Annotated in this window: 15 protein-coding genes; 9 read left to right on the top strand and 6 right to left on the bottom strand. The window is 66.7% G+C overall.

The features are described 5' to 3' along the window. Position 1: 1 nt before the first annotated feature. Positions 2–1,465, bottom strand: a complete 1,464-nt coding sequence (gene sufB / locus NFU08_RS00900; RefSeq protein ID WP_104187272.1) for a Fe-S cluster assembly protein SufB — start codon at positions 1,463–1,465, stop codon at positions 2–4. Continuing rightward, positions 1,465–2,307, bottom strand: coding sequence for a metalloregulator ArsR/SmtB family transcription factor (locus NFU08_RS00905; protein ID WP_397424891.1), 843 nt, complete (start codon positions 2,305–2,307; stop codon positions 1,465–1,467). The genes sufB and NFU08_RS00905 overlap by 1 nt, the downstream gene beginning before the upstream one ends. A 195-nt stretch (positions 2,308–2,502) precedes the next feature. Here NFU08_RS00905 and NFU08_RS00910 point away from each other — a divergent pair, with 195 nt between their 5' ends. Genes NFU08_RS00910 through NFU08_RS00920 form a run of 3 tightly spaced genes read left to right on the top strand, consistent with a single transcriptional unit; the run spans position 2,503 to position 5,217 of the window. Then, positions 2,503–3,471, top strand: coding sequence for an ABC transporter ATP-binding protein (locus tag NFU08_RS00910; protein ID WP_251420145.1), 969 nt, complete (start codon positions 2,503–2,505; stop codon positions 3,469–3,471). Next, positions 3,468–4,265: an ABC transporter permease gene (locus NFU08_RS00915; protein ID WP_251420146.1), complete on the top strand. Its 798-nt coding sequence runs from the start codon at positions 3,468–3,470 to the stop codon at positions 4,263–4,265. Before NFU08_RS00910 ends, NFU08_RS00915 begins: the two co-directional genes overlap by 4 nt. A gap of 7 nt (positions 4,266–4,272) precedes the next feature. After that, entirely contained in the window at positions 4,273–5,217 is a 945-nt protein-coding gene (locus tag NFU08_RS00920) for a heme A synthase (protein ID WP_174174562.1), read from the top strand. Positions 5,218–5,289: 72 nt separating this feature from the next. Here the strand turns inward: NFU08_RS00920 and NFU08_RS00925 are convergent, their stop codons facing one another. Together NFU08_RS00925 and NFU08_RS00930 are read right to left on the bottom strand one after the other, a co-directional pair. Beyond that, entirely contained in the window at positions 5,290–7,623 is a 2,334-nt protein-coding gene (locus NFU08_RS00925; protein ID WP_251420147.1) for a bifunctional SulP family inorganic anion transporter/carbonic anhydrase, read from the bottom strand. Between the two features lie 196 nt (positions 7,624–7,819). Beyond that, entirely contained in the window at positions 7,820–8,779 is a 960-nt protein-coding gene (locus tag NFU08_RS00930; protein WP_174174566.1) for a heme o synthase, read from the bottom strand. Positions 8,780–9,322: 543 nt separating this feature from the next. Between NFU08_RS00930 and tkt the strand changes: the two genes are divergently transcribed. Genes tkt through pgl form a run of 6 tightly spaced genes read left to right on the top strand, consistent with a single transcriptional unit; the run spans position 9,323 to position 17,544 of the window. Continuing rightward, positions 9,323–11,440: a transketolase gene (tkt, locus tag NFU08_RS00935; RefSeq protein ID WP_174174793.1), complete on the top strand. Its 2,118-nt coding sequence runs from the start codon at positions 9,323–9,325 to the stop codon at positions 11,438–11,440. Between the two features lie 27 nt (positions 11,441–11,467). Beyond that, complete coding sequence (tal, locus tag NFU08_RS00940) at positions 11,468–12,583, top strand: transaldolase (protein ID WP_190611771.1); 1,116 nt, start codon at positions 11,468–11,470, stop codon at positions 12,581–12,583. Between the two features lie 5 nt (positions 12,584–12,588). Then, positions 12,589–14,223 carry a glucose-6-phosphate isomerase gene (locus NFU08_RS00945; protein WP_174174570.1) on the top strand — a complete coding sequence of 545 codons (1,635 nt, stop codon included), beginning with the start codon at positions 12,589–12,591 and terminating at the stop codon, positions 14,221–14,223. 15 nt (positions 14,224–14,238) lie between these two features. Further along, complete coding sequence (gene zwf, locus NFU08_RS00950) at positions 14,239–15,798, top strand: glucose-6-phosphate dehydrogenase (RefSeq protein WP_174174572.1); 1,560 nt, start codon at positions 14,239–14,241, stop codon at positions 15,796–15,798. Then, the gene (locus tag NFU08_RS00955) at positions 15,795–16,736 is read left to right on the top strand and encodes a glucose-6-phosphate dehydrogenase assembly protein OpcA (protein ID WP_174174574.1); all 942 of its coding nucleotides are present in this window, start codon (positions 15,795–15,797) and stop codon (positions 16,734–16,736) included. The genes zwf and NFU08_RS00955 overlap by 4 nt, the downstream gene beginning before the upstream one ends. Next, entirely contained in the window at positions 16,726–17,544 is an 819-nt protein-coding gene (pgl, locus tag NFU08_RS00960; RefSeq protein WP_285835557.1) for a 6-phosphogluconolactonase, read from the top strand. Before NFU08_RS00955 ends, pgl begins: the two co-directional genes overlap by 11 nt. Here the strand turns inward: pgl and NFU08_RS00965 are convergent. Together NFU08_RS00965 and secG are read right to left on the bottom strand one after the other, a co-directional pair. Beyond that, on the bottom strand, positions 17,497–17,889 hold the full coding sequence (locus NFU08_RS00965; RefSeq protein WP_251420148.1) for an RNA polymerase-binding protein RbpA: 393 nt from the start codon (positions 17,887–17,889) through the stop codon (positions 17,497–17,499). The two genes, pgl and NFU08_RS00965, sit on opposite strands and share 48 nt — an antisense overlap. Positions 17,890–18,006: 117 nt before the next feature. Beyond that, complete coding sequence (secG, locus tag NFU08_RS00970; protein WP_066275628.1) at positions 18,007–18,264, bottom strand: preprotein translocase subunit SecG; 258 nt, start codon at positions 18,262–18,264, stop codon at positions 18,007–18,009. Positions 18,265–18,282: the final 18 nt, after the last annotated feature.

Here is an 18,282-nt window from a genome sequence, read left to right on the forward strand (position 1 = left end):
GTTATCCGACGGACCCTTCCATCTGCAGTTCAATCAGGCGGTTCAGCTCAAGTGCGTACTCCATGGGGAGTTCGCGGGCAATCGGCTCGATGAAGCCGCGGACGATCATCGCCATGGCCTCGTCTTCGCGCATGCCGCGGGACATCAGGTAGAAGAGCTGCTCTTCGCTGACCCGGGAAACAGTTGCCTCGTGGCCCATGACAACGTCATCCTCGCGGATGTCGATGTACGGGTAGGTGTCCGAGCGGCTGATCGTGTCAACGAGCAGGGCGTCGCAGCGGACGGTGTTGGCCGAGTGCTTGGCGCCTTCACGGACCTGCACCAGGCCGCGGTAGGCCGCACGTCCGCCGCCACGGGCCACGGACTTGGAAATGATGGAGCTCTTGGTGTTGGGCGCGATGTGCACCATCTTCGAGCCGGTGTCCTGGTGCTGGCCTTCGCCGGCGAACGCGATGGACAGTGTCTCGCCCTTGGCGTGCTCGCCCACGAGGTAGACGGCAGGGTACTTCATGGTGACCTTGGAGCCGATGTTGCCGTCGACCCATTCCATGGTGGCGCCTTCTTCGCAGATGGCACGCTTGGTCACCAGGTTGTACACGTTGTTGGACCAGTTCTGGATGGTGGTGTAGCGGACGCGGGCGCCCTTCTTCACGATGATTTCCACCACGGCGGAGTGCAGCGAGTCCGAGGTGTAGATCGGCGCGGTGCAGCCCTCGATGTAGTGGACGTAGGAGTCCTCGTCCGCGATGATCAGGGTCCGCTCGAACTGGCCCATGTTTTCCGTGTTGATGCGGAAGTATGCCTGCAGCGGGATGTCCACGTGGACGCCCTTGGGGACGTAGACGAAGGAGCCGCCGGACCAGACGGAGGTGTTCAGCGACGCGAACTTGTTGTCGCCCACGGGGATGACCGTGCCGAAGTACTCCTGGAAGATCTCGGGGTGTTCCTTGAGCGCGGTGTCGGTGTCCAGGAAGATGACACCCTGCCGCTCAAGGTCCTCGCGCAGCTGGTGGTAGACAACCTCGGACTCGTACTGGGCGGCGACGCCGGACACCAGGCGCTGCTTTTCAGCTTCGGGGATGCCCAGCTTGTCGTAGGTGTTCTTGATGTCCTCGGGCAGGTCTTCCCACGTGGCAGCCTGCTTCTCCGTGGAGCGTACGAAGTACTTGATGTTGTCGAAGTCGATGCCGGAAAGGTCCGCACCCCAGGTGGGCATGGGCTTGCGGTCGAAGTACTTCAGGCCTTTGAGGCGGAGGTCAAGCATCCACTCGGGCTCGCTCTTCTTGGCCGAGATGTCCCGGACCACTTCTTCGTTGAGCCCACGGCGTGCGTTGGCGCCCGCGTCGTTCTTGTCGGCCCAGCCGTACTCGTAGTTGCCGATGCCGTGAAGCTCGGGATTCTTCTCGAGAATCTCCGAGATCACAGTGTTTTCGGCTACTGCTTTCTCTGATAGTTGGTCCGTCATCACGGCCTTTCTTGCTGATGGTTGTTTACTTCAGTCAGGCTGGCGGGGGCTGCCGGGGGCGTTGGGGGCCCTCCGGCAGGCAGCCGGCCTGTGGGTATGTGGGTGGTGCAGACGTGGCCGCCGCGGGCCAGGGTGGAAAGCCGGCGCACGTCAACGCCCACCAGCCGGGAGAAGACTTCGGTTTCCACGTCGCAGAATACGGGGAAGCGGGCGGCGAGCTGCTGGATGGGGCAGTGGCCCTGGCAGAGCTGGACGCTGGAAAGGGCGGCGGGCAGCGGAGCCTTGGCTTCGATTGAGGCGGCCGAGGCCACGAAGTTGTCGCGGGTCAGGGCGTCCGCCAGGGCCTTCGCGCGGTCGGTGATGTCCGGCCCGGCTTGGTCGATTTCCGGGGCGTAGCGGCGTTCCATCTCGGCGAAACGCTCGACGGCGAACGCCCGGACAGCGTCCGGCCCGGCAACCTTCTGGAGCTGCTGGAGGGCGAGGGCGGCGATGTCCAGGTAGTCGTTGCCGAGGCTCGACTGGCCCTGGGAGCTGAGCACGTAGCGGCGTGCCGGGCGGCCTGCGCCGCTGCCGGATTTTGCCACCCGCTTGACCTCGATGACGCCGGCCCGGGACAGATGGTCCAGGTGCCTGCGGACGGCGGCCGGGGTGAATCCCAGGAGGTCGCCCAGTTCGGCGGCGCTGACGGGCCCGTGTTCCAGGACGGCCGCGAGGACGCGGTCGCGCGTGCGCTCGTCGGCGTCAGCTACCGGCCCGGCGGGCAGGGCGCCGCGTTCCGCTGTAACAGCGGAGGCCCCGTGCCGGGCAACAGGCACAGCAGTAGCGTTGGTCATGGAATACACAACACAATAGTGTCGTAATTTAGTCCCGCATTCCAGTAAGGCGAGGCTGGCCTGTGCTGAACCCCACCTCTGGAGTTTTCGTCCACGTATGCAGACTTCACCGGCCGCGCACCCTGCGCACCTGGACGAAAACCCCGGATGCCGGCCGAAGTCCCGGAGGACCGCCGGTAATACTACTTCCCGTAGAATACTGGGGTGCGATCGCCCCTGTCCCCCGTTCTGTCCATCAACGGGCTTGTTAAAGATGTAGGCCCGCTTTCCAGCATGGACGGAAGAATGCTCCGGGTGGTGAGCGGCGTCTCACTTTCCGCCGAGCGCGGGCAGGTCACAGCCCTGCTGGGTGCCAACGGCGCCGGTAAAACCACCACCCTGGAATGCGCCCAGGGCCTTCAGAAGCGCAGCGGCGGGAGCATCTCGCTGCTCGGCCAGGACCCCGCAACGGCCGGGGCGGAACTGCGCTCCCAAGTAGGCGTGATGCTCCAGGACGGCGGCCTCCCGCCGTCGGCCAGGCCTGTCCCCCTGCTGCGGCACATTGCCGGCCTCTACGCCCACCCGTGGCCCGTGGACGACCTCATCCAAAGGCTCGGCATCGACACCTTCAGCCGGACCACCGTCCGCCGGCTTTCAGGCGGGCAAAAGCAACGCCTGGCCCTCGCGGCCGCCCTGGTCGGAAGGCCGGAGGTCCTCTTCCTCGACGAACCCAGCGCAGGACTGGATCCGCAGTCCCGCCAACTGGTGTTCGAGCTGATCGGCGAGCTGCGCGATGCGGGAATGGGCATCATCCTCACCACGCACCTGATGGATGACGCCCAGCGGCTGGCTGACTACGTCTACATCATTGACGGCGGCCGCAATGTCGCCGAAGGAACAGTCCAGGAACTGCTGCAGCGCGGACCCGCCGTCGACGCCGGCGCTGACCACGTGCGCACCCTCACCTTCGACGCGAAGCCGGGACTGGACCTGTCCGGCGTACTGCCCGCCGACGTCGTGGTCCTGGAGGAGCGGGCCGGAAGCTACACCGCCACGGGAACCCTGACTCCCCGGCACCTTGCCATGCTCGCCGAATGGTGGGCAGCGCACGACGTCATGCCCGCCGCCATGTCATTGCAGGCGCGTAGCCTTGAGGACGTCTTTCTGGACATCTCGGGAAAGGACATCCGATGACCCCGACCCCCGCGGGCACCGCTCCCGCTGCAGGGGCCGGTGCACCCGCCCGGCAGCAGCCCGCATCCCTGCTCCGCCGCATCCTGCTCCAGGGCAAATACGAGGCGCTGGCGATGCTCCGGAACGGCGAGCAGCTGATCCTCGCGGTGGTCCTGCCACTGCTGGCGCTTGTTGGCCTGACGGTGACCCCGTTCCTGGACGGCCTGGGGCCGAGCCGCATCGACGTGGCGGTCCCGGGGATCCTGGCCCTCTGCGCCATGTCCACAGCCTTTACGGGCCAGGGCATCGCTACGGGATTCGACCGCCGGTACGGTGTGCTGCGTTTCCTGTCCACGACTCCCCTGGGCCGGGGCGGGCTGATCGCCGGCAAGGTGCTTTCCGTGCTGGCGGTGCTCTGCCTGCAGGTTGCCGTGGTGGCAGCGGTCGGGCTTGGCCTCGGATGGCAGCCGACGGCGGCCGGCTGGGTTCCCGGGCTGTTCCTCCTCGCGCTGGGCGCGGCGGCCTTCACCGCCCTGGGGCTGCTGGTGGCCGGAACCGTGCGTCCCGAAGCAACCCTGGCCATCACCAACCTGCTCTGGATCCTCCTGGGGGCCCTTGGCGGGATCGTCATTCCTGCGGAACGGCTGCCCGCGGCGGCCCAGCAGATCGTTGGACTCCTGCCCTCGGGCGCACTCGGCGAAGCGCTGCGGGACGCCTTCCTGCACGGTGCGTTGAATGGCGCCGCCTCCCTCATACTGGTGCTCTGGACAGTTACTGCCGGGGCCGCAGCAATCCGTTGGTTCAAGTGGAATTGAGATACTCGTGAGCACCGCCTTCCGCCTTCCCCAGTTCGCCGGCCGCCTCGCATCACGGCTGCCCCGCACCGTGGATGCAAGTGTCCGGCGCCTCGCCGTGGCCTCCCTGATCGGGCAGACCCTGCTGGTGCTGACCGGTGGAGCCGTCCGGCTGACCTCCTCCGGCCTGGGCTGCCCCACCTGGCCCCGCTGCACGGACACGTCCCTGGTGAACACGCCCGAGATGGGAATCCACGGGTTCATCGAGTTCGGCAACCGGCTCCTGACCTTCGCCCTGGCGGCCGTCGCCGCGCTGATGCTGGTGTACCTGTGGAACCTCCGCAAGGAACGCCGCGACCTCTTCCTGCTGGCGCTGGGCCTGCTGGCCAGCATCCCCGCCCAGGCCGTGATCGGCGGCATCACCGTCCTCACCAACCTCAACCCCTGGGTGGTGGGCCTCCACTTCCTGGTTTCCATGGCACTGGTGGTGCTTGCCACGCTGCTGGTCAACCGTGCGTTCGGCCGGACCGGCCGGTTCCGCACTGTTCCCCTCGCCGCCCTGCCGGGGGTCATGCGTCCCGTGACGGCCGCCGTCGCGCTTTTTTCCGCCGTCGCCGTCATGCTGGGTGTGGTGGTCACCGGAGCCGGTCCGCACGCCGGAGACGCCGATGCACCGCGCAACGGGCTGGACTGGGACCTGTTCTCGCACATCCACGCCGTCCCGGCCTACCTGGTGACCGCGGGAACCCTGGTGGCGCTCGCGCTGGTGCTGCTGCGGCGGATCACTGGCCCCATCCGCACGGCGGTCCTCGGCCTCCTTGGCGTTACCCTGCTCCAGGCCGTCATCGGATTCACCCAGTACTACAACGGCATCCCGGCCCTGCTGGTGGCCGCCCACATGCTCGGCGCCGCCATGCTCATGGGCGCTGCGACCAACGCCTGGGACCTCGCCAAGTCAAGCCCCGTGGCCTGACCCTGTAAGCCTGGCAAGGGCGCCCCGGTTCGTGAACCGGGGCGCCCTTTTTCGTGCCTGTCGACGCTGCGGTTAACGCGCCGGTGCGTGGGCGGCGGACATCTCCGCAGCCTGTTCCGGGTCCAGGAACTCAATGCCCGCCTGGCGCACAAGCACCACCCGGGCGGTGGCGATGTCGTAAAAAAGGCCCGTCGCCTGGACACGCCCGTCGGCCAGGGCGGGACCTGCCACCGGGTGGCTTTCCAGCTTGGCGAGCTGGACGGCGACGTTCACCATGCCCAGCTGGTCCACCCGGCAATATCCGGCGGCAGCCGCGCTGGCGGCCACCGGATGGTCCGCCAGCAGTTCGAGGTAACTGGGGCGGGCGTGCTCCAGCCAGGCGTCAAAACCGGTTCCAAGGCCGGGGTTGCCCGCACCTTCGGCATCGGCAATGACGGCCTTCATGGCTCCGCAGTTCGAATGCCCGCAGATCACGATCGAGTCCACTTCCAGGCCCTTCAGGGCAAAGGAGAGGGCCGAGTCGATCGAGGCGTCCTGGCCGTCGTGGCACACTACGTTGCCGATGTTCCGCAACGTCAGCAGGTCACCGGGGCCGCTGCTGGTGATCAGGTTGGGGTTCACGCGCGAGTCCACGCAGGCCACGAACAGGGTGTCCGGATTCTGCCCTTCCGCCAGGTCCTGCACCAGCGGGCGGACCTTGTCAGCGAAGCGGCGGTGGTACTTGTTGATGCCCAGCAGGACCGGTGATGGCGGCAGCGCGCTCTGTCCTTCATTTCCCTCCGCCAGTTCGTCCGGAGCGGGCTGCCACGAGGTCCTTGGCGGGAGCGGAAGCTCCTGCGCTTCCTGGCGCTTTGGTGCCTGGTCCGCCGCGTCCTGGAACAGTGTGTTCCCGTGATGTTCAAGGAGGACATTACCGCCGGCGGCCTGGTACTGCTGCTGCCAGGCGAGCAGGGCCTCGCGGAACGCATGGTCCACGTAATCCGCGTTGAGCTCCACAAGCACGTGCTCGCCGGCCGGGACCGAGTGCAGCACGCGGTTGAGCCGCGGCAGGGCGAAGAAGCTGCACGAACCGTCGATGGTGATGCGCCAGGACCTGGACGGCGGAACAGGCGCCTGGGCGTGGACTGTTGCCCGCAACACGCGCCACAGCACACTGGCCGCCGCGAGGGCCAGGCCGATCATGACGCCTTCCAGCAGGTTCAGGAACACCACGCACAGCAGGGTCACGGCATAGATCAGCAGGTCACCGGTCCGGAGGCTGGTGCGGATGTCCGCCACCTTGATCAGGCGGGCTCCGATAACCACCAGGAGGCCCGCGAGGACGGACAGCGGGATCAGCTGGATCAGCCCTGCGAAGAGTGCGGAGAAGGCAAGGACCCAAACACCGTGCAGGACGGCGGAGGCCCGGGTCGCGGCGCCGGCCTCCACGTTGGTGGCGCTGCGCACGATCACCCCGGTGACGGGCAGCCCGCCCAGCGATCCTGAAACGATATTGGCGGCCCCCTGCCCCACCAGCTCGCGGTTCAGGTTGGTCCGGGGGCCGTGCTGCATTTTGTCCACGGCGACGGCGGACAGGAGGGACTCGATACTGGCGATCAGCGCCATCGTCAGGACGGCGAACGCTGCTGCCCGCCAGCTGCCGTCGGGCAGCTGCGGCAACGCGACCGCGTCCAGGATCGATCCGGTGAAGGAGATGCGTTCAACCGCAGGGGCGAACGCCACAGACAGTGCCGTGCCGGCAGCGACGGCGGCCAGCGGCCCCGGGACCCGGCGCACTGCGGCGGGCAGGTACTTCCAGCCGAGGAGGATAGCGACGACGGTAAGGCCCAGGAGGGCGGCGTGCAGTTCGACGCCGGTGATGGCGGCGGGCAGGGCACTGAGGTTCTCAAGGGCCGACCCCGCCGGCTGCGATCCGAGCAGGACGTGGACCTGCTGCAGGATGATGGTCACCCCGATGCCGGCCAGCATGGCCTTGACCACCACCGGCGAGACGGCAAGCGCGGCACGCCCCACGCGGCTGATGCCCAGCAGCAGCTGGACGACGCCGGCTGCCGCGGTGATGGCGCAGGTCACCTGCCAGCCGAACTCCTGGACAATGCCGGCTACGACGACGGTCAGGCCGGCGGCCGGGCCGCTCACCTGCAGCGGCGACCCGCCCAGGCTCCCCGCCACAATGCCGCCGACTGCGGCAGCGATAAGGCCGGCCATGACGGGGGCGCCGGACGCCGCGGCGATTCCCAACGACAGTGGCAGGGCAACGAGGAACACCACCAGCGAAGCAGGCACGTCGGCTGCAAGATGGGCCAGGAATACCGGGCGGCGGAACCCGTGCCGGCTATTGGTGCCGGCCGGCGGCGGGCTGTGGTTTGAGGCAACAGCAGGGGCGGGGTGCGGCGGTTGTGCCATGGAACTTCCTTTGCTTGGGAACAGGAGCAGTTCCACCGTAACCACACGGTCACGAGCCGTGACAGGTTAAAGTGACCAACATGACAGTTCTGTCATACATATGACGGCGCCTGTTTCCCCCTGCCCCGGAGTTAAGTCCTGGTCAAAGAAAAACCTCCCCCGGCCGCGGCCGGGAGAGGTTTAGAGGACTGTGGAGTCAGCCTGCCATGACGGCGGGGCCGATGAACGGGTCCACGGCCAAGGCGATAAACAGGAGGGTGAGGTAGCTGATGGAACCGTGGAAGACCTTCATGGCCCGCTTGTCCGAGATATCCTCACGCTGCGCCCTGTTATAGAGCGCGTGTGACTCGTAGAGGAACCACGCGCCCGCCAGGACGGCAGTGACGGTATAGACCCATCCGGCTCCGCCGGCAGGAACCATGAGCAAAGAGCAGGCCACCATGGCCCAGGCGTAGAGGACCACCTGCACCGAAACCACCTTGGCACCGGCGATGGCGCCGAGCATGGGGACCTTGGCGTTGCGGTAGTCCTCGCCGTAGCGCATGGACAGCGGCCAGTAGTGCGGGGGCGTCCAGAGGAAGATCACCATGAAGAGGATGACGGCCGGCCATTCCACCGAGTTGGTGACCGCCGCCCAGGCAATCAGCACGGGGAAGCAGCCCGCTGCCCCGCCCCACACAATGTTCTGCGCGGTCCGGCGCTTGAGGATGATCGTATAGATCACCACGTAGAAGAAGATGGCGCCCAGCCCGAGCCAGGCGGACAGGGGGTTCGCACCGAACCACAGGATCGCGATGGCGGCAGCACCCAGGAGCCACGAGAAGATCAGTGCCTCACGCGGCGTGACCTCACCGGTGACCAGGGGGCGGTTCTCGGTGCGGTGCATCAGTTTGTCGATGTCGCGGTCAATGTAGCAGTTGAAGGCTCCGGCGCTGCCGGCCGCGAAGGCGCCGCCCACGAGCGTGGCGAGAATGAGCCCGATGGAGGGAAACCCGCGCTCTGCGTAGATCATGGTGGGCAGCGTGCTGACCAGGAGCAGCTCAATGACCCGGGGCTTGGTGAGGGCGAGATACGCCTTTGCTTTACGGGCGATCCCGGGCCGCGAAGCCCGTGATGCGTTCAGCGTCGTATCTGTTGTGCTCACGGTGGCAGTCACCCGTTCTGTTGGCAGTTCTGTCTGGCTGTCCAGCTTGGTCGTCCGGCCCCGCCCCAAAACCGGGCGCCCGCGGAACAGTGATCCACGCAACAGCGGGAGTCCGGGCGGCTGGCACGTGTCCCCCAGCCCGGCGCTGGCCTCCGAATATCATACCGCGCCGGCCTCGCCGCCACGGCCGGTCGGCCGGTGCGGCGATCAGTGCCCGCCAGGGCTTCTGTTGGTGCTGGTGATCGCTCGCGCGCCAATTCGAGCAGATTAACTCAACCTCACTTCAGACGCATTCACATAAGCGGAAATTGCGTCCAAAACGTGAGATTTGGGCCGCCCGGAGAATGGAATAGAGCTAAGCTGTCACCAGATCAGCACGCAGCAAGGAAGCGGTGGAAAACGCATTCCCAACTGCCAGTGGCTGAGTAAAAGATCAACGTTTCGATGGTGAACGGCTGGTACACACCGCAGCGGGCGCCACACAGCATGCCTTTATGCGGATCCGGTGTGCCACCTGCCATCAGCACAGAGAGGGGCCCGGTTTTCGTGCCACATTTGGAAGAGCAAGAACTGTCCTGGACTAGCCTGGACCAGCGTGCGGTGGACACTGTCCGCGTGCTGGCCGCGGACGCGGTGGAGAAGGTTGGCAACGGCCACCCCGGCACGGCCATGAGCCTGGCACCGGCCGCGTACCTTCTTTTCCAGAAGCTGATGCGCCATGACCCCCGGAACCCCGACTGGCTGGGCCGTGACCGCTTCATCCTGTCTCCGGGCCACACGTCCCTCACGCTCTACATCCAGCTGTTCCTGTCCGGCTACGGCCTGGAACTGAAGGACCTTGAGGCCCTGCGCACCTGGGGATCACTGACCCCCGGCCACCCCGAGTACAAGCACACCGCCGGCGTCGAGATCACCACGGGCCCGCTGGGCCAGGGCCTTGCTTCGTCTGTCGGGTTCGCCTACTCGCAGCGCCGGATGCGCGGGCTGTTCGACGCCGATGCTGCCGCGGGCGAGAGCCCCTTCGACCACACCATCTGGGTCATCGCGTCCGACGGCGACCTCCAGGAAGGCGTCACGGCAGAGGCTTCCTCGCTCGCCGGCCACCAGGAGCTCGGCAACCTCGTAGTGGTTTACGACGAGAACCACATCTCCATCGAGGACGACACCGACATCGCCTTCACCGAGGATGTCCTGAAGCGCTACGAGGCCTACGGCTGGCACGTCCAGCGCGTCGACTGGACCAAGACCGGCGAATACAAGGAAGACGTCCAGGAGCTCTACTCGGCACTCCTTGCAGCCAAGGCTGAGACGTCCAAGCCCTCCATCGTCTCGCTGCGCACCATCATCGGCTACCCGGCGCCCAAGAAGCAGAACACCGGCAAGATCCACGGTTCCGCCCTTGGTGCAGAGGAAGTCGCAGCCCTTAAGGAGGTCCTCGGCTTCGACCCCGCCAAGTCCTTCGATGTCGACCAGGACGTCCTTGCCCACGCCCGTGCCGTGGTGGACCGGGGTGCCGCTGCCCGGAAGGAATGGGAAGAGTCCTTCAACGCCTGGCAGGCTGCCAACCCCGCAGGCGCCGAGCTGCTGCAGCGCATCGAGGCCAAGGAACTCCCCGACGGCGTCGACGCAGCCCTTCCGGTCTTCCCGGCCGGCAAGGATGTCTCCACCCGCGCGGCCTCCGGCAAGGTCCTGAACGCACTGGGACCCGTCCTCCCCGAACTGTGGGGCGGTTCCGCTGACCTTGCGGAGTCGAACAACACCACCATCGAGGGCTCGCCGTCGTTCGTTCCTGCCTCCAAGCAGACCGACGCCTGGTCCGGCAACCCGTACGGACGCGTGCTGCACTTCGGCATCCGCGAGCACGCCGCGGCGTCGATTGTGAACGGCATCAGCCTGCACGGACGGACCCGCGCATTCTCCGGCACGTTCCTGATCTTCAGCGACTACCAGCGCCCCGCCATCCGCCTGGGCGCCCTGATGGGTGTTCCGTCCCTGTACGTCTGGACGCACGACTCTATCGGCCTCGGCGAAGACGGCCCCACCCACCAGCCGGTGGAACAGCTCGCTTCCCTGCGTGCCATCGTGGGCCTGGACGTGGTCCGTCCCGGTGATGCCAATGAGGTAGCCGTCGCATGGAAGACCATGCTGGAGAACCACAGCAACCCCGCCGGCATCGTGCTGACCCGCCAGAACATCCCCACCTGGGAGCGCGGTGACGGCGCGGCCGACGGCGACACGTTCGGTTCCGTCGCCGGCGTCGCCAGGGGCGGCTACGTCCTTGCCGAAGCATCCAAGGACGGCGCCACCGTCCCCGCCGACGTCATCCTCATCGGCACCGGCTCCGAGGTGCAGCTGGCCGTCCAGGCCCGCGAGGCCCTGCAGGCCGAAGGCATCGCCGCCCGTGTTGTCTCCATGCCCTGCGTCGAATGGTTCAACAAGCAGGACGCCGCCTACCGCGAATCCGTGCTGCCCGCCGCCGTCAAGGCCCGCGTATCCGTCGAAGCAGGACTTGCCCTTGGCTGGAAGGAATTCGTCGGCGACGCCGGCCGGTCCATCAGCCTGGAGCACTACGGCGCTTCCGCGGACTACAAGCGCCTCTTCCAGGAGTTCGGCATCACCGCAGAGGCCGTCGCCGCTGCCGCCAAGGACTCCCTCGCAGGCCTCCAGGCCTAACCAACGATTTCCAGGAGATACAGAACAATGACTACTCCCACCCAGCAACTCTCAGACGCCGGAGTTTCCATCTGGCTTGATGACCTTTCCCGCGGACGCCTGGACACCGGCACCCTGGCGAAGCTCATCGAGGAAAAGAACGTGGTTGGCGTAACCACCAACCCGTCCATCTTCCACGCCGCGATCACGGCAGGCACCGACTACGACGCCACCATCGCCAAGCAGGCAGCAGCCGGCGCCAGCGTCGAGGACACCATCTTCGAGATCACCACCACCGACGTCGCGGACGCCTGCGACCTCTTCGCGCCGGTGGCTGCGGCCACCAAGGGCGTGGACGGACGAGTCTCCATCGAGGTGGACCCCCGCCTGGCCTGGGACACGGCAGGCACCATCGCCGAAGCCAAGCACCTGTACAAGCGGGTCAACAAGGACAACGTCCTCATCAAGATCCCGGCGACCCTCGAGGGCCTTGAAGCCATCACCGCCACCCTGGCCGAGGGCATCAGCGTCAACGTGACCCTGATCTTCTCCCTGGAGCGCTACCGCGCCGTCATCAACGCCTTCCAGTCCGGCCTGGAGCAGGCGAAGGAAAACGGCCACGATCTTTCCAGGATCCACTCCGTGGCCTCGTTCTTCGTCTCCCGCGTGGACTCCGAGATCGACAAGCGCCTTGACGCCATCGGCACCGAGGAAGCCAAGGCACTCAAGGGCAAGGCCGGCCTGGCCAACGCCCGCCTGGCATACCAGGTCTACGAGGAACTGTTCGCCACCGAACGCTGGGCGCTGCTGGCCGAAGCCGGCGCACTCCCCCAGCGTCCGCTGTGGGCTTCCACCGGCGTGAAGGACCCGGCCTACCCGGACACCCTCTACGTCACCGAACTCGTTGCCCCGGGCGTCGTGAACACCATGCCCGAGAAGACCCTGGACGCCACCTTCGACCACGGCGTGGTCACCGGGGACACTGTCACCGGCACCTACGCCGAAGCCAACGCCACCCTCGACGCGCTGGAGAAGCTCGGCATCTCCTACAACGACGTCGTGGCACTCCTCGAATCCGAAGGCCTGGACAAGTTCGTGGCCAGCTGGAAGGAACTGCTGGCCGACGTCGAAGGCGCACTCGCCGCTGCACGGAAGGCTTCCTGACCCACATGACCACTCTCAGCTACGACGCCACCGGTGCCGCACAGCAGGCATTGGAACAGCACCTCCCCGTCCTCGTGGAGGAACGCATCGCCACCCGCATCTTCGCCAAGGACCACACCCTGTGGGGTCCCGATGCGGAAGCCGAGTCGGCAATCCGCCTCGGCTGGGTGGAGGCGGCCACCGTCTCCCAGCCGCTGGTCAAGGACATCCTGGAACTCCGCGACGCCCTGACGTCGGAAGGCGTCACCCGCATTGTGCTGTGCGGCATGGGCGGCTCCTCGCTGGCTCCAGAGGTTATTGCCGGCACCGCCGGCGTCGAGCTGACAGTGCTGGACAGCACGGACCCCGACCAGGTCCGTGCAGCCCTCGCCGACCGGCTGGACGAGACCGCGATCGTGGTCTCGTCCAAGTCCGGTTCAACCGTTGAAACGGATTCCCAGCGGCGGGTCTTCGAGAAGGCGTTCAACGACGCCGGCATCGACGCCGCCAGCCGCATCATCATCGTCACCGATCCCGGTTCCCCGCTGGACAAGGCCTCCCGGGACGCCGGTTACCGTGCCGTGTTCAACGCCGACCCCAACGTGGGCGGACGCTTCTCGGCGCTGACCGCATTCGGTCTTGTGCCCTCCGGCCTGGCCGGTGTGGACATCCAGGCTTTCCTGGATGAAGCCGAGGAAGCAGCGGAGATCCTCAACGATGATGCGCCGGAAAACATCGGCCTGGCACTCGGAACCGCCCTTGGCGGAACCAGCCCCCTCCGGAACAAGATCGTCATTGCCGAGGACGGCTCCGGCATTGTGGGCTTCGCCGACTGGGCCGAGCAGCTGATCGCCGAGTCCACCGGCAAGCTGGGCACCGGCGTGCTTCCCGTGGTTGCCGGGCCCGGCTCGCCCGAGGTCACCGGCGGCGCGCCGGACGTCCTGGTGGTGCGGCTGGTAGCAGCCGATGCCGACGTCGAACTCGGTGAAAACGAGGTTGCCATCGCCGGCGGACTGCCCACCCAGATGATGGTCTGGGAGTTCGCCACTGCCGTGGCCGGACGCCTGCTGGGCATCAACCCGTTCGACCAGCCCGATGTCGAGGCCGCCAAGGTGGCTGCGCGCGGCCTGCTGGACGCCCAGCCCGAGCCAACTCCTGCAGCGTTTGTTGACGGAGCCATCGAAGTCCGCGGCGGCGACTGGCTCGGAGATGCCCGCACCGCCGGCGACGCCGTGAAGGCGCTGCTGGACACCCTGGAGAACGACAGCTACCTCAGCGTCCAGGCCTACTTCGACCGGCTGGCATTTGCTCAGCTCGAGGGCATCCGCGATGAGCTTGCCGCCGTCTCCGGCCGTCCCGTGACGTTCGGCTGGGGCCCCCGCTTCCTCCACTCCACCGGCCAGTTCCACAAGGGCGGCCCGGCAATCGGAGTGTTCCTCCAGGTCACGGCTGCTTCCTCGGAGGACCTCGCCATCCCGGACCGTCCCTTCACGTTCGGTGAACTGATCGCCGCGCAGGCTGCCGGCGACGCCCAGGTCCTGTCCGACCATGGACGTCCCGTGCTTCGCCTGCACCTCACTGACCGGGCTGCCGGTGTGGCACAGTTGCAGGACATTATTGCTGCGCTGTCCGCCAGGTCAGCCTCCGTTACTGAAAGCTAAGGCACGAAAAGCACCATGCCAGAAACTGAATACGGCAGGAAGTCTGCTGGCCGTGGGCGGAATCCGCTCCGCGACCCGCGTGACCGCCGCCTGAACCGGATCGCCGGTCCGTCGTCGCTGGTCCTCTTCGGAGTGACCGGTGACCTTGCCCGCAAGAAACTCATGCCCGCCGTGTATGACCTCGCCAACCGTGGCCTGCTGCCCCCCAGCTTTGCCCTGGTGGGTTTTGCCCGGCGGCAGTGGGACAAGGAGGACTTCGCCGCCGAGGTGAAGGCCTCGGTGCAGGCTTACGCCCGCACCCCCTTTGATGAGGCAGTGTGGAACCAGCTCTCCGAGGGCATCAGGTTCGTGCAGGGAGAGTTCGACGACGACGACGCCTTCGAGCGGTTGGGTGAAGTCATCGATGAGCTTGATGAGCTGCGCGGCACCCGCGGGAACCACGCGTTCTACTTGTCGATCCCGCCCAAGGCCTTCGAGCAGGTCTGCCGGCAGCTGTCCAAGCACGGCCTGGCACAGGCTGAGGGTGACAAGTGGCGCCGCGTGGTGATCGAGAAGCCGTTCGGGCACGACCTTGAGTCCGCCCGGCAGCTTAACGACATCGTTGAATCGGTGTTCCCGCCGGACGCGGTGTTCCGGATCGACCACTACCTGGGCAAGGAGACGGTCCAGAACATCCTGGCGCTGCGTTTCGCGAACCAGCTGTTCGAGCCGTTGTGGAACGCGAACTACGTGGACCACGTGCAGATCACCATGGCCGAGGACATCGGCACGGGCGGCCGCGCCGGGTACTACGACGGCGTGGGCGCGGCCCGCGACGTGATCCAGAACCACCTGCTCCAGCTGCTGGCCCTGACGGCGATGGAGGAGCCCATCTCCTTCAACGCCGACGACCTGCGCGCGGAGAAGGAAAAGGTCCTTGCCGCCGTCAAGCTCCCTGATGACCTTTCCACGCACTCGGCGCGCGGGCAGTTCACCGGAGGCTGGCAGGGTGGCGAACAGGTCCAGGGCTACCTGGAGGAGGAAGGCATTCCTGCCGATTCCACCACCGAGACCTTTGCCGCCATCCGGGTGGACATCCACACCCGCCGCTGGTCCGGGGTCCCGTTCTACCTGCGCGCAGGCAAGCGCCTGGGCCGCCGCGTGACGGAAATCGCCGTCGTGTTCAAGCGGGCGCCCAACCTGTTGTTCCGCGACCACGCCGAGGACGACTTTGGTCAGAACGCCGTGGTGATCCGCGTCCAGCCGGACGAGGGCGTCACCATCCGGTTCGGTTCAAAGGTCCCGGGCACGCAGATGGAAGTCCGGGACGTGACCATGGACTTCGGCTACGGGCACTCGTTCACCGAGTCCAGCCCCGAGGCGTACGAACGGTTGATCCTGGACGTGCTCCTGGGCGAACCGCCGCTGTTCCCGCGGCACGAGGAAGTGGAGCTGTCCTGGAAGATCCTGGACCCGTTCGAGGAATACTGGGCCCAGCTGAACGAACAGCCCGAACCCTATGCCCCGGGCAGCTGGGGCCCCGCCTCGGCTGACGAGCTGCTGGCCCGCGACGGACGAACCTGGAGAAGGCCATGATTGTAGACCTGCCGGACACCACCACCTCAGCCGTTTCCAAGAAGATCATGTCCCTGCGTGAGCAGGGCGGCGTGATTGCCCTGGGCCGGGTGCTCACCCTGGTGGTGGTCACCAAGTCCGGGCTTGAGGAAGAGGCCATCGAGGCCGCCAACGAGGCCAGCCGGGAACACCCCTGCCGGATTATTGTCCTGGCTGACGCCGGAGCTACGGCACCGGACCGCCTGGACGCGCAGATCCGTGTGGGCGGGGACGCCGGTGCCTCCGAGGTGATCGTACTGCGCGGCTACGGGCAGCTCTCGCACGAGAGCGAGTCCCTGGTGGCCGCGCTGCTGCTCCCGGACGCACCGATCGTGGCCTGGTGGCCGCACGGTGCTCCGGAGAATGCCTGCGAAACCTCCATCGGACGAATTGCCCACCGCCGCATCACCGACTCCGCGAACGAGCCTGATCCGCAGCGCGCCCTGGAGAACATCCGGTCCACCTACAAGGCCGGGGACACGGACCTCGCCTGGACGCGCCTGACCAACTGGCGGATCCAGCTTGCCGCGGTCCTGGACCAGGTGGACTCCTCCCCCGTGACGTCAGTCGCCGTGGAGGGTGCCTCTGATTCCCCGAGCACCATCCTCCTCGCGGCCTGGCTGACGCTCACCCTGGACGCGCCGGTGACCATCGTTGCCGACCCGGCAGGCACGGGCATCCGGCGCGTGCGGCTGACGCGGCCCGGCGGGGACATCCAGCTCTTCCGGCCCGGGTTGTCCGTGGCCGAGCTGACCCAGCCCGGCCAGCCGGCGCAGCGGATTTCGCTTCCGCGCCGCAGCCTGCGGGACTGCCTCGCGGAGGAGCTCCGCCGACTGGACCCCGACGAGGTGTTTGGGGAAGTGATTACTATTGGACTGCCACGTACAAATCTAAGGAGCGTCCGACCCAGTGAGCGTTGACCCAAGAGTAAGCATTCATCCTGATTCGTCCGTCCTGATGGCCGCCATTGCCGCCCGCCTGATCACCAAGCTTGTTGATGTGCAGGATAAGTTCGGCGAGGCCACCGTGGTGCTGACCGGCGGAACCGTGGGCATCGGCACGCTCAAGGCGGTTGCGGATTCTCCGGCGGCTCCGGCCGTCGACTGGTCAAAGGTGAATTTCTGGTGGGGCGACGAACGCTTCCTTCCCGCCGGGGACCCGGACCGGAACACCACCCAGGCGTTCGAGGCGCTGCTCTCGCACATCCCCGTGGACCCTGAGCGGATCCACGAGCCCGGATCCGCGGACGATTTCGGCGGCCCGGAAGAAGCGGCCGACGACTACGCCCGGAGGCTTCGGGAGGCTGCGGCGGCTGAGCACGCAGCGGACATGTCGGACGACCGGCCCGAAGAACCCGCTGCCCTCCCCCGGCTGGACGTTGTCCTGCTGGGCGTGGGCCCGGACGCGCATATCGCATCGCTGTTCCCTGAGCAGGCGGGCGTTCGTGAAAAGGAACGCACGGTGGTGGGTGTCCGGAATTCACCCAAGCCGCCGCCGCTGCGGGTGTCCCTGACGCTGCCGGCCATCAATACCGCTTCTGAGGTGTGGATGGTGGTGGCAGGAGAGGACAAGGCCGGTGCGGTAGGGCTGGCCCTGGCGGGCGCCAACCCGGTGCAGGTCCCGGCAGCAGGACCGCGGGGTACGTCCCGGACCCTGTGGCTTATTGACGAGAACGCCGCGTCACGTGTCCCGCAGCAGCTCGTCCGCAAGGACGCCGCGGGCGCGTAGTTTTTCCAGCGCTCCGGCCAGGACGTCTTCGGCGTCCTGGCCGGAGCGCCGTTCTTTAACGTATTCGAGGTGTGTCTTGTAGCCGTCGTCCATGGCATCCGCTGCTGCCGCGGCCTGCCCGTCCCGTGATGCTGCGGCACCACAGCGCCGGCAGTCCCACACCAGCGGAATCTGGTCTTCCGGGAGCTTGACGAAGACCGGCTTTGTCTCGTGCCCCTTGGCGCACCAATAAGAGACCTGGATACGGGGCAGCGCCTTGCCGTGATCCTCGGACTCGAAGCTGAAACCCGTCCCTTCCGTGACGCCCGCGCGGGTGCCGCGGAAGCCTGATGCCGGATGAATCATCGGGGACTCCTGCCTGCGTAAACAGAAACTGTGGCTGTCGGGAACCGACAGCCACAGTTTAGTTCTCTGATCCGCGCGGCGGCAGTGCCCGTGCGTTGCCTTTTCCCCTGCCAGGGGTCAGGAGTCGCCTCCGCCGCTGAAGCGCATGATCAGGCCCAGGGCGATGATGACCATTCCCCAGGTGACGCCTAGGACGACAGTGAACCTGTTCAGGTTGCGTTCGGCCACGCCGGAGGAGCTGAGGCCGGAGCTCATGCCGCCGCCGAACATGTCCGACATCCCGCCGCCCCGTCCCTTGTGAAGGAGGATGAGCAGCGTCAGCAGGAGGCTGGTGATGCCCAGGAGGATCTGCAGAATGACATGAAGAACGTCCACGACGGCCTTTCAGGAAGT

It is taken from the genome of Pseudarthrobacter sp. NCCP-2145, from assembly GCF_023708005.1.
Taxonomy (GTDB): Bacteria; Actinomycetota; Actinomycetes; order Actinomycetales; family Micrococcaceae; genus Arthrobacter; species Arthrobacter oxydans.

What these genes read in the sequence shown, in the direction of transcription:
- sufB (WP_104187272.1), bottom strand. Translation starts at nt 1,465, where the DNA reads ATGACGGACCAACTATCAGAGAAAGCAGTAGCCGAAAACACTGTGATC.
- NFU08_RS00915 (WP_251420146.1), top strand. Translation starts at nt 3,468, where the DNA reads ATGACCCCGACCCCCGCGGGCACCGCTCCCGCTGCAGGGGCCGGTGCA.
- NFU08_RS00925 (WP_251420147.1), bottom strand. Translation starts at nt 7,623, where the DNA reads ATGGCACAACCGCCGCACCCCGCCCCTGCTGTTGCCTCAAACCACAGC.
- tal (WP_190611771.1), top strand. Translation starts at nt 11,468, where the DNA reads ATGACTACTCCCACCCAGCAACTCTCAGACGCCGGAGTTTCCATCTGG.
- NFU08_RS00945 (WP_174174570.1), top strand. Translation starts at nt 12,589, where the DNA reads ATGACCACTCTCAGCTACGACGCCACCGGTGCCGCACAGCAGGCATTG.
- zwf (WP_174174572.1), top strand. Translation starts at nt 14,239, where the DNA reads ATGCCAGAAACTGAATACGGCAGGAAGTCTGCTGGCCGTGGGCGGAAT.
- NFU08_RS00955 (WP_174174574.1), top strand. Translation starts at nt 15,795, where the DNA reads ATGATTGTAGACCTGCCGGACACCACCACCTCAGCCGTTTCCAAGAAG.
- NFU08_RS00965 (WP_251420148.1), bottom strand. Translation starts at nt 17,889, where the DNA reads ATGATTCATCCGGCATCAGGCTTCCGCGGCACCCGCGCGGGCGTCACG.